Origin of the sequence: Williamsia sp., assembly GCF_036566845.1 — a bacterium.
GTDB lineage: Bacteria > Actinomycetota > Actinomycetes > Mycobacteriales > Mycobacteriaceae > Williamsia.
In genome coordinates this window covers 1-11227 of sequence record NZ_DATCVM010000226.1, presented here as the reverse complement: position 1 = coordinate 11227, position 11227 = coordinate 1, and the positions used below count along the sequence as shown (strand labels likewise).

General features: G+C 65.0%; 11 protein-coding genes and 2 pseudogenes. 4 read left to right on the top strand and 9 right to left on the bottom strand.

The genetic code is table 11. The features are described from left to right. The 3 genes and pseudogenes from VIQ49_RS21785 to VIQ49_RS21775 all read right to left on the bottom strand — a co-directional run. Positions 1-291 (bottom strand): annotated as a pseudogene (locus tag VIQ49_RS21785) (HNH endonuclease); the annotation flags it as partial. 118 nt (positions 292-409) lie between these two features. Beyond that, positions 410-2419, bottom strand: coding sequence for a DUF2339 domain-containing protein (locus VIQ49_RS21780; RefSeq protein ID WP_331888572.1), 2010 nt, complete (start codon positions 2417-2419; stop codon positions 410-412). 647 nt (positions 2420-3066) lie between these two features. Further along, a complete protein-coding gene (locus VIQ49_RS21775; RefSeq protein ID WP_331888574.1) occupies positions 3067-3960 on the bottom strand; it encodes a cytochrome c oxidase assembly protein in 894 nt (297 codons plus the stop codon). Between the two features lie 213 nt (positions 3961-4173). On the opposite strand from VIQ49_RS21775, the gene VIQ49_RS21770 reads away from it, so the two are divergent. Beyond that, positions 4174-4809, top strand: coding sequence for a DsbA family protein (locus VIQ49_RS21770; RefSeq protein WP_331888570.1), 636 nt, complete (start codon positions 4174-4176; stop codon positions 4807-4809). A gap of 156 nt (positions 4810-4965) precedes the next feature. On the opposite strand, the gene VIQ49_RS21765 is transcribed toward VIQ49_RS21770, so the two are convergent. After that, on the bottom strand, positions 4966-6207 hold the full coding sequence (locus VIQ49_RS21765) for a L,D-transpeptidase (protein ID WP_331888568.1): 1242 nt from the start codon (positions 6205-6207) through the stop codon (positions 4966-4968). Between the two features lie 100 nt (positions 6208-6307). Here VIQ49_RS21765 and VIQ49_RS21760 point away from each other — a divergent pair, with 100 nt between their 5' ends. From VIQ49_RS21760 to VIQ49_RS21750, 3 genes are read left to right on the top strand one after another with little or no spacing between them, the layout of a single operon-like run. Beyond that, a complete protein-coding gene (locus VIQ49_RS21760) occupies positions 6308-6457 on the top strand; it encodes a hypothetical protein (protein ID WP_331888566.1) in 150 nt (49 codons plus the stop codon). A gap of 13 nt (positions 6458-6470) precedes the next feature. Beyond that, on the top strand, positions 6471-6833 hold the full coding sequence (locus tag VIQ49_RS21755; RefSeq protein WP_331888564.1) for a BlaI/MecI/CopY family transcriptional regulator: 363 nt from the start codon (positions 6471-6473) through the stop codon (positions 6831-6833). Beyond that, a complete protein-coding gene (locus VIQ49_RS21750) occupies positions 6830-7801 on the top strand; it encodes a M56 family metallopeptidase (RefSeq protein ID WP_331888562.1) in 972 nt (323 codons plus the stop codon). Before VIQ49_RS21755 ends, VIQ49_RS21750 begins: the two co-directional genes overlap by 4 nt. An 80-nt stretch (positions 7802-7881) precedes the next feature. On the opposite strand, the gene VIQ49_RS21745 is transcribed toward VIQ49_RS21750, so the two are convergent. From VIQ49_RS21745 to VIQ49_RS21725, 5 genes and pseudogenes are all read right to left on the bottom strand, one after another. After that, positions 7882-8481, bottom strand: coding sequence for a copper resistance CopC family protein (locus tag VIQ49_RS21745; protein ID WP_331888560.1), 600 nt, complete (start codon positions 8479-8481; stop codon positions 7882-7884). A 68-nt stretch (positions 8482-8549) separates the two neighbouring features. After that, positions 8550-8774 (bottom strand): annotated as a pseudogene (locus tag VIQ49_RS21740) (DUF3703 domain-containing protein); the annotation flags it as partial. A gap of 142 nt (positions 8775-8916) precedes the next feature. Beyond that, positions 8917-9591 carry a response regulator transcription factor gene (locus tag VIQ49_RS21735; protein ID WP_331888558.1) on the bottom strand — a complete coding sequence of 225 codons (675 nt, stop codon included), beginning with the start codon at positions 9589-9591 and terminating at the stop codon, positions 8917-8919. Continuing rightward, positions 9591-10781 (bottom strand): MacS family sensor histidine kinase, encoded by a 1191-nt coding sequence (macS, locus tag VIQ49_RS21730; protein ID WP_331888556.1) that lies wholly within the window; start codon positions 10779-10781, stop codon positions 9591-9593. Before macS ends, VIQ49_RS21735 begins: the two co-directional genes overlap by 1 nt. A gap of 32 nt (positions 10782-10813) precedes the next feature. Then, positions 10814-11227 (bottom strand): AI-2E family transporter (locus VIQ49_RS21725; protein WP_331888554.1); only part of this gene is annotated, 414 nt, incomplete at its 5' end.

The window sequence follows — 11227 nt, the reverse complement described above, 5'->3', positions numbered from 1 at the left end:
GGCCGCGGAAATCCGTAGCTGATGCCGCAGAAACTTGATGTGCTTCACACCTTGTTTCGCCGCCACCGACCGTTCTCGCAACTCGACCGCGATTCGCACCTTCACCGCTTCATCACGACGGGTCTGGGTTTCGACCGCCTGTGCCAACTCGACGGTCTCTTTGTCGGACAAGTTCGCCAGTGACACCTCAACGAGCCTGCGCGACAACACCTCACGGACAGCAACGACCTCTTCCGCACCAAGAGCCATGCCCTCGATGCGGAAGATGAGATCTGCCACCCCCGATGCCATACAACAGTTCTATCAGCACCCACCGACAAGCCATACCGGCCAACACTTTCGGACCACCCGGCGTCGAAATCGGCACGGTCGGCGGATTCTAGGGCCCGGTCGACGGTGGGCTATGTCGCTACTGGCGCGCTTCGGTCAGGGGCACCCCACCCTGACCGAGGGCTCGGGCGTAGCCGGATCCGAGAGCCAGCAGGATCAGACCGACCACGATGAACACGGTCACCCGGAAGATCCCGTCCAGTGTTGCCAGGTCGAAGAGGAACAACTTCGCCACGGCCGCCGCGGTCAGCAGCAGTCCGGCGGCCACAACAACATTGCGGCTGATTCCGCCGAACATCCTGCGACCCTTGGCAATCGAGATCGAAGCAACCAGCAGTCCGGCGGCCACGATCATCCAGCAGATCGTCGCGGCAACATGTCCACCCAGGAACCCACCATCTCCGCCGCCGATGGCCACGCCGGCGGTCACCGTCAGAGACGTCACCGCGTAGAGGGAGGCCAGTGCGCCGAGGATCCCGAAGATCTGAACGTTGTCCGCCGAGTGCTTCTCACTCGCCTGGTACCACGACCACACGATGGTCCAGATGGCCACGACGATCAGAACGCTGGCAACGATCACCGAAACGGCATGCGAGGTGGCCAGTTCGGTGGATTCGACCAAGTCTTCGGGCGGCGAGATGGTCAGGTAGCCGATACCACCCAGCACGCCGATCGACGTGGCGATCACGCGGCCGACGAGATCGCCTCGCCCAGCCACCGCGATCACGATCGACATCGCGAGGAGAACCGACGCGAGCACCGGCCCCTCGAAAGCCACGGCAACCCCGATGACCGCGGCGACGGCAGAACTTGTGACGTAGACATACCGGGTCGCATTCGACTGCTCGCGGTCCAGAAGAGCCACCGCCAGCAGTACTACAGCCGTTGCCACGACAAGTATGGCGGAGATCCACCGATCGAACACCGTGGGCGACAACAGAACCGGCAACACCGTGGCGCAGCCCAGCAATGCTGTCAGGGACGGAAACCTGGTTCCGCGCACCAATACCGCCGACGTGATGATCCCGAATGCAGCGTTGACGGACATCGCCGCAATTCCCGACGCCAGATGCTCGTCGCTGCCCGCGACTGCCGCAGCGATCCACGCGAGCAGTGCCGATGTGCCGGCGGTGACGCGTACGGCGTGCAGCCAGATCCAATCCTTTCCGAGCTGGATCGGGAAGGAACCGATCGCCATGGCAAGCATGAAGCCGACCAGCAGGAGTGAGGGTCCATTGGTGAGCACGGGCGCGAGGATGAAGACCGGGACCAGGACCAACAACCCCAGATGTTCCGAATCCCAACGACGGGCGAGCAACAATCCGCTGAACGTGATCAATCCCGCCAGGACGAGACCGCCATGGTCGGGCAGCCAATCGTAGATGCGGGTCACCGCGACGACGTCGAAGTAGGCTGCCGCAATTCCGGTGGCCGACAGGGCAATCGCACCGACCCGGCCGCCGGGACGATCGGCCATCCGAATGGCGATCACGATCAGCCCGATCGCAAGGGCACCACCGGCCGCGACCCGGATCTCAGGACGCAGGATTCCAGCCTGCGCGGCGAGCACCAGCATCATCACGATGCCGATCAGCGTCACCGTCACACCGGCGACCGCCAGGATCTTTCCGATCAGACCGCCGCCGGATTCTGCCGTCATCCGCTGCCACAGCGACGGCTTGGAGGGTGGCGGCGGTCCGGGCCGCCGAGGCGCGGTCGCACCGTACGCGGCCGGGAATGGCCCGGCCGGACCCGGCGAAACCGGCGGTCGGCGATACCCATGGGCCGGCGGCCCCATCGGATACGGCTGCCAGGCCTGCTGCGGGGCCTGAGGCTGAGGCTGCTGCAGCCGGGACTTCTGCGGCTGCTGTGGTTGCGCGGCCTGGGGTTGCGGCTGGGGAGCCTGGGGTTGCGGCTGCGGTGCCGCCGGCTGTGCAGGTTGTGGCTGTGCAGGTTGTGGCTGTGCTCGCAGTTGCGTCAGCACCGTCTGCAGTTCGTTCAGATCGCCCGACACACGAGCAAACTGATTCGACAGTGAGTTGAACTCGGAGGAAAGCCGACTGATGACGGCTTGGTTCGGTTGGGTCATGTATCGATCGTCGCGGGGCCGGCGCTGCCACGGATGAGTAGCACTACTCAGTCGGCATAGGGACTTACCGCAGGGGTGTGGCTCGGGTGCCTATGCCGTCCCGAGGGCGCGCTGTTGAGGGAATGGCTTGGTCTGGGTGTGTCACTCTCTGCGCTTTCTGTCTCTGGCCTGGCTCGACAGAGGCATGAGCGCACTCACGATCGTGTGATTGGAAGTATCGGATTGCCGGCCGGGGATTCTCCACAACCGCTCACCGAAAGGACTCCCTTTGATCGTCATCGGTATCGATCCACACAAGTCCGGCCACACCGCCACCGCGCCCTGTTGGAGTGGGCCGGGCGACGGCAGAAAATCGAGGGCGGAATGAGCAGGCGCTCTGCGATGCGTTGCCTTGAGCGCCGAGTTGCGAAGAAGGTGTGGCGGACCATGTGTCAGGACCACCGGCGGTGGGAGGCACGAGAACAACTGACCGAGCTCACCGCCGGGTGATCACAGCGCCACCCCAGCGCCGCTGTCCACTCCCATTCGACAAGCGGGCATGTCGTTGCGCCCAACGAGGCGGTTGCAGCGGACGTATCTCGTTGTCACACAGCCGCATCAACCGGTACCTGCAGGCCGCGCCGAACCCTGTGTTTCTGGCCGGATCGTCACCGCCGGGTGCCCAGGGTCCGCAGGAATGTGTTGTAGGACTCGAGGTCTTCGGCATCTTTTGCCTCGTCGTAGTCGGTAGGTGATGTGGCAGATCGTTCCTCATCACGGCGCCACCGGGAGGCAAAGATGAGGACTATCAGCAGCGCTACGGGCTCTCCGTAGGACCAGGCCAAGGCGCCGGCGACGGCCTGGTCGTCGACGGGGTTGATGCCCCAGCTCGGTGGCGGGTCAGCGAAGCTGGCGACCAGGACGGTGGGGGCCATCATGAACACCACTCCGAAGAACACGTGCAGCGGCATTTCCAGGAAGATGTCGAGCAGGCGCCCCAGATTCGATTGCCGCATCGGCAGCGGTCCGATCGACAGGATCGGGATGATGAACATCAGGCCGCTGACCAGGAAGAACAGTTCCATCCCGGTGTGCCCGAGCCAGCTGCTGTTGAGCGTGTCGAAGATTGACGAGAAGTACAGGCCGTAGAAACTGAACAAGAACACCGGGATGGCGAATCCAGGGTGCAACGCAATCCTGCTCATCCGTGAGCGCGCCAGTCGCAGCGTTGTCCGCCGGACCCGCCGGCCTCTGCCGTGATCGGGAACGGCGGCGAACAGCAGCAGTCCCGGCGAGCCCATCACGAGCAGCGGTGGCACCAGCGTGGAGAGCGTCATGTGCTGAAACATGAACGCGCTGAACAGTGCCACCCCGTAGCCTTCGATGGCCAAGCCGGTGACGGCCGTCAATATCGCGCAGCCCGAGAGGAAGCTCAGGGTGCGGTGCCATGGCCAACGCACACCCGTGCGGCGCAGGCGAAGCAGCCCGGCGCAGTAGAGCGCGGCAAGAATGATGCCGAGGGCGGCGAGCAGTGGAATCGACGGGGGATCCCATCCCATCATTCGCAGAATCGTCGGCGGAGCGTCGGGCACCTCGAGCACAACGACCACCCTTTCTCGCCCTGCACACACCACCGAAGGCGCTCAGGTTCTTGCCCGGCGGTGTAGGCACTCACCACGACCCCGGTAAACTACTAAGCATCTTAGTAGTAATGAATGAGGAGATGAGACGGTGCCGATGCAGCCATACCGCCTGCCCGCCGAGCGAGGACGCCCGTGACCCGCAACCTCAAGGTGTCGCTGACGGTGGTGTTCATTTTCTGCCTGGCTCTGACCGCGGTGTTCGTGGTCTCACGGGCCGGCAGCGACACCACCGGGCAGGCGATCACGGTTCGATCGGATTCTCAGCGGTTGTCGGCACCGGCCGAGTCGCAGGCCACCTTTGTAGAGTTCCTGGACTTCGAATGCGAAGCGTGCGGGGCGGCGTATCCGGCGGTGGAGCGTTTGCGCCAGGTGTACGGCGATCAGGTCACCTTCGTGGTGCGGTACTTCCCCTTGCCGGGCCACTTCAACGCCGATCGGGCTGCCCGGGCGGTCGCTGCTGCTGCCGCCCAGGGGCGGTTTGAGGGCATGTATCGCAAGATGTTCGACACCCAGCAGCAGTGGGGCGAACAGCGGGTACCTCTGGACGATCTGTTCTTCTCGTACGCCCGCGACCTCGGACTCAATCTTGATCAGTTCGCGCTCGACTACGACTCGCAGGCCACCCGCGAGCTCATCGACCGCGACATCGCCGATGGCAAGCAGCTGGGTGTGAGCGGCACGCCGACGTTCTTCCTCGACGATCAGCGCATCGATCCCGGTACCTATGAGGAGATGAGTTCTGCGCTGCGGGCTGCGATAGAACAGTGATGACCACGGCGCTGTCCGCGACGGGTCTTACCGGTGTGGTGCCGTTTCCGCGGATGCTGGCCTGAGTGCTCGGGCGTGCAGCATCAACCCGTGGCGGCGTGTCGCGCCACCAGTTGAACTACTACAGGCAGCAGTAGTTCAGCCGGGGCTACGCGCCTAAAGGGCGCTCCCTTGCACCCAGGTCTCCCACGGAATGCTCCAGTCGCCGTTTTGCCACTGCGCCAGCGGTTCGCCGCCGGTGTTGCGCACCTCGACGATGTCTCCGGGGATCGAGAAGTTGTAGAACCACTGCGCGTTGTCGGGGTTGAGGTTGAGGCACCCGGCCGAGACGTTGGTGTTTCCCTGTTGGGGGATGCTGCTTTCGAGCTGGTGCAGATAGATACCGTCGTTGCTGATGCGGGTCGCGTAGCTGATGGTTTGGCGGTACCCCAGGCGGGAGTTCACCGGAAGCCCATAGGTCGAGGAGTCCATGATGACCGGGTTGGCCTTGTCCAGGACCGTGTAGGTGCCGCGCTGGGTCCAGAAGTGGATGGTGCGGCCGTTGACAGTCTCGGTGCCACCGCGGCCCATCGAGGTCGGCATCGTGCGCACCAGCTGCCCGTTGTCGTAGACCTCGATCTGTTTGGTGTTGTCATCGGCGATGGACACATGCGAGTCGCCGATGACGAACGAGCGGGCGAGGTCTTCCTGGCCGTAGAGCCCGTTGCCCACATCCACCCCGTAGATGTCGGCTCGCACGGTGACCGCGGTGCCCGGCGGGTAATACTCGCGGGGCCGGTAGTGCACGTTCTGGTCATCAACCCAGCTCCACTGCCCTTCCACCGCCGGTTCGGTCTGAACCGACAGACACCGCTGCGCGGCCGCCCGGTCAGGAATCGGCTCGTCGAATCTGATGACCGCAACGATCCCCACCCCGTAGGTCGCGCCCTCACTCAGCGCGCCTCCACCCGTGCTCACCAGCGAGGCCGCGGTGAGGTTGTCCGGCGTGACGGTGCTGAACGTGCTCGTGAACTGGTTCTCCCGGCCTTGCTCGTCGCGGCTCGTCGCGGCCAGTTGGTAGGTCCGGTCGTAACCCAGCGGAGTATCTGGTTTCCACGTCAGGCCGTCGGGGGTCATGATGCCGGCGATGACCCGGCCCTGGTCGTTGGTCATGGTGACCTCGGCCAGCGTCCCGGCGGTTGCCGTTACCATCACGGGGCCCAACGGATCGAAGCCAGTGGTGCCCTGGGCGGGAGTGAATGTCACCGCACCGCCCGGCACCGCTGCGGCCGAGGGTGCCGAGCTCGAAAGCCTCGGCGCTGCCGCGTTCTCGGGCGAACACGCTGCCACGAACGCGGCGACGGCTGTTCCTCCGCCCAGTGCCAACAGACCTCGCCGCGAGATCGGGATATCAGCCATACGATGGCGTTCTGGCACTGGGTCACGCTCCTCAACACGCCGTACTACTAAGACACCTAGTAGTTTACGGACCAGTCCTCAGCAGCCGGGGTACGCCCGAGTGAAACAACGCGCTTTCGGTGCCTCGGTGACCGAGTCCTCCTACCCGATCGGGGTCAGTGGCAGGCCAGGCGCCGAACACAAGACGTCACGCTCCACCGAGGGTGGACATCAGCAGTTCCCCCTCGGTGGACGGCCCCGGCGCCAGTAGAGACAATGGACAGATGAGACAGCTGGGCACGCTCGAAGCCGACGTCATGGACGTTGTGTGGGATGCCGCTCCTGAGTACGTGTCGGTGCACGACATTCTGGCGAAGATGGCCGACCGAAAGCTCGCCTACACCACCATTTTGACGGTCGTGACCAATCTGCACAGCAAAGGTTTCCTCACCCGAACGAAGGTGAGCCGCGCCTACCACTACGCTGCGGTCAACACTCGCGAACAGGTCACCTCGCAAGCACTGCGCGACATCCTCAATGCCAGCGATGACCCGACCGCGGTCTTGATGCACTTCGCGCAAACTGCCTCCCCCGAGGAAACCGACGCCCTACGAAAGAGTCTGCCCCGGCGACGGGCCCGCAAGTGATCCTGGCGGCAACCTTGGCCTTGGCGGCCGCCCTGATCGGGATCATCACGCCCCGGGTTCTGCTCGCTCTGCCTCAGGCCGCGTCCCCGCGACTGCTCATGGTCGGCTGGCTGGCCAGCATGGCCGCATTCGGCTTTCTCCTGTTCTCGGCCGCAGTGGTGGTCGCCTGGCCCGATCACGCCCCCGCCGAGGGCCTTGCCGACCTGTGGATTCGGTGCCTGAGCTCGGCCCAACACTCGATGGAACCCTGGGTCACACAGATCGCCGTGGGCATCTCCGCGGTCTCTGCCGCGTTCGCCCTGGGACGCATCACCTCGATCGGACGCCAACAACACCGGTCACGAGCGAAGGTCCGCGGGTATCACGACGACATCTTGACCGTCATCGCACGAACCACCCGCGATCCTGGCAGCAGCTACCCGGTGTTGTGGCTCGACCATCCCCTCCCCTTCGCCTACAGCATCGCGGGTAATCCCGGCCTTGTTGTTGCGACCGAAGGCCTCAACACCTGCCTGACCCCCACCGAAGCCGTCGCCGTGCTCGAGCACGAACGAGCACACTTGCACGGTCGCCACCACCGCATCCTGGCCATCAGTGCGCTGCTGTCCCGGACCATGCCGAAAGTCCCACTGCTGGCCCGCGCTCCCGCAGTCCTGGCGATGCTGGCCGAACTCGATGCCGATCGCGTCGCTGCCCGCACCACCAGCCCCGCCATCGTCCACAGCGCGCTGCGCCGGGTCCTGGACCAACAGGACGGCGGCCACACCGCGCACCACTTCAGCCATTGCGCCGCCGACGTAGAAGCAACCAACACCCGCCGCCTCGACGTCCTCGCCGCGCACACCTTCGCACCCACCCGCCGCCTGACCTATGCAGCAGCGGCCGTACTGCCCATCGCAGGAGCCGCACTCACCGCGACCCTCACCATGACCGTGCTGTCGGCCCTGTACTGCGTTGTATTGACGTAGCCAGCCGGTTTCCCGACCCCGATCCACACTCCTGGAAGCCGCCGAAATGCGGCCCGGCCAGCACTTTTCGGGCGGTGTGCTCAGTCGTCGGAGTCTCGGCGAGCGCTGAAGAGCAGTAGGCCACCGATGGTCGCCAGACCCAGCACGACGGCCACAATGACCACGACCACGATCCAGTTGGAATCGAGCGAACCGTCTTGGTTATCGCCCTGACGCGACTCCGCCACTGCAGAGGTTGACGGTGTTGTCACCACGGAGGTGTCCTCCGAAACCGCCGGCCCACCCTGATCGTTCTCGGCTCCAGCGATGGCGAAAGAGAACTGTCCGGTGATGGGGTGCCCGTCCGCGGACACCACCCGGTATCCCACCGTGTAACCGCCCGGGGCGAGATCACCCGAGACCCGAGACGTCACAGTTGCCCCGGAGACCGCGGGCGCCGACACCTCGAGTTGCGTATCGGCACCCTCCCGCAACGCGATGGTCGCAAAGCTCTCCGACACGTCCTGATTGAAGGTCAGCTCGATCGACGAAGGCGACCGCTCGAGAACACCATCTGCAGGCGGAGTAGACGACACCAACGCACTATGCGCGAACGCCACACCCGAACCCACATGAACGCCGAGCATCACGAGTACGACGCCGACAAGGACAGTGCATGCACGAACCGCAGAGGTGATCACCTACACCAAACTACTATGAGTAATAGTAGTTTCAGGGGCCGACCGCTCTAGGCACTCGCCGGCCCAAGCTACCGCGGGGCGGTCGCCACCGCGGCAGCGAGATCATCCGGTATCGGCATGGGGGTGGTGAGGCCGGCCGCGGTTCGTCCAGTGTTGCCTTCCGGGTAGCGACCGCTGAGCGACCCAGGCGCGGCGACAACGATACGTACCACCTGCCCGAGCGCCTCTCGTCGATCGCGTTGGCGTAGAGCCAATCTCAGCATCGCGACATGATTGCGGGTGTGCAGCCACGGATGATCTTTATCGCCCGCTCGCACTCGAGTCCGACGTGGCCCCCCGAAAGGCAACACAGAAACATGGCACCCCGCAGACCATTTCGAACAGCACCCGCCTTGACAGAAACAGAGACACCCAGGGGGACCTACCGCAGCTGACTCATTCCGGTTCGACGTCGAGCCCGTGTTCGATGGCGTAGCGGGTCAGTTCCACCCGGTTACCCAACTGCAGCTTTCGCAGGGTCGCCTGGACGTGGTTTTCCACGGTGCGATGGCTCAGGACAAGTTTCGAGGCAATCTGCTTGGCGCTCAAACCTTTTGCAACGTACCGCAACACCTCGGTCTCCCGATCGGTGAGTGCCGGGGCGTCACCGGCACGATCCGGATCGCGGGCGATGCGGCGGTACTCACCGAGGACCAGACCGGCCAACCCGGGGGTGAAGACCGCCTGCCCCGCCGCCGTCGACCGCACCGCCGCCAGCAATTCCTCCCGGGACGCGCTCTTGACCAGGTAGCCGCTGGCGCCCGCCTTCACCGCGTCGAGCACGTCGTCGCGCTCGTCGGAGGCCGACAGCACGAGAACCCTTGTATGCGGCGAGACCTCGAGGATCCCGATCGTCGCCTGGGCACCGTTGCCGTCGGGCAGCTGCATGTCCATCAGCACCACATCGGGCCGGACCGCACGCCCGCGGGCGGTCGCGGCGGCCACGCTGTCGGCGACGGCGACGACCTCGAAGCCCGCATCAGCCAGGTCTCGTGCCACACCGTCGCGCCACATCGGATGGTCGTCGACCACCATCACCCGCAACACTTCCGAATCCACCCCATCAACCATCAGCCCTTGACCTCCCCGATCGTATTGCCTGAAGACGTGTTTCCTGAAGCCTTGTTCTTGGGCACCGTCAGCTCCCATTCGGTTCCCTCTCCGGGCCCGGTGTCGAGATCTGCTGTACCGCCGAGCGCCTCGATCCGCGCCACGATCGACCTCGACACACCCATGCGCCCCTGCGACACCGCCTCGCTCAGACGGCCGTCCGCGATCCCCGATCCATCGTCGCGGATACTCACCACCACCTCATCGCCGAGATCTTCGACGAGCACGTAGGTCCGCGCCGCGGTCCCGGCATGCAGACGGACATTGTCGAGCGCGTTGACCACGGCGGCCTCCAACTCCATGGCCCGAAAGTGGTCCAGCAGCACCGGTTCCCCCGGTGCGCTGACCGTCACCAGATCGTCGGCATGGGGCCGCAGCAACATGCGCAGATCCACTTCTGCGGCTTTCTGATCGGTCAGTGGCGGTTCGATATCGGCGATCAGCCGGCGCAGCGAACGTTCTTGCTCACCGGCCATCGCGGCCAGCTGCCCCGTCTCGCCACCGATCTCGGCTCCCCGCCTGCTGATCAGGGCGAGAACCTGGAGCACCCCGTCGTGCACCTGCCTACTGAGACGATCCCGTTCCGATGCCTCCGCCGCAAGACGCAGCGCCCGGGTGATCCGCTCGTGATTCCGACGAGCGGCACCCGCGGCCAGCCCGACGCCGACACCGACCGCCAGCAGCACCACGATGGTGGCGTCGCGACCGACATTCAGGTCGTAGCCGCCCTTGGCCACCGCGCTGGCCACCCGAACCGCCAGCGCAAAGACGGCGCCCACCACCGGCCCACCCAGAATCGCCGCGGAGACAACAGAGTTCGTCGCCCACAACGTCGTCGGGAACGATTGATTGTCCGCGGCCCACTGATCCGACGCCAGCCATCGGGTCACGAGGATCAGACAGCAGGCGACCACCAGGTCCATGCCCACCCACAACCAGCGGCGCCCGAAACCCTTCAGGTAGGCGATGGTGCTGACACCCGTCCACAGGGTCAGGACTGCAAAGAAGAACCAGCTCCATCCGACCCGTTCGTAGTCGGTGTGGACCGCGAGCTGAAAACCCAAGGCGTAGACGAAACTCAGCAGCCGGAAGACCTGCGCGGCCCGCCAGAGCGGAGCCACCGGGTCGTCGTAACTGTCGGCGGATCGCACGGGTGCACTCGAGTGTCGGGTCACGGGAGGTCTCAGCCGGAATCGTCGTCGGTGTCCTGCGGGACCTCGGGGGTCTGATCGGGCTTCTCTTCGGGGTCGATGTCGTCCCACCTCGGTTTGTCCGGGGTGGCCTCGTACATCCGGACGTGTTCACCCTTGGCGACCGCGGCGAACTCCGCGAGTTCCGGATCGGTTTCCACCAGATGGGATTTGGCGACCAATGTGCGCACCGCGGTGTTCAGGAACGCGATGATCGGGACCGCCAGCAAACCTCCGACGATACCGGCGGTGACCAGGCCCGCGGCGATACCGACCACCACCGCGACCGGATGCAGTCGCACCGAACGGCCGAGCAGGAACGGCTGGAGGACATGGCTTTCCAGCTGCATCACGGCGACCACCACGGCCAGCGCGATGAGGGCGACCACCCAGCCCTGGGTCACCAG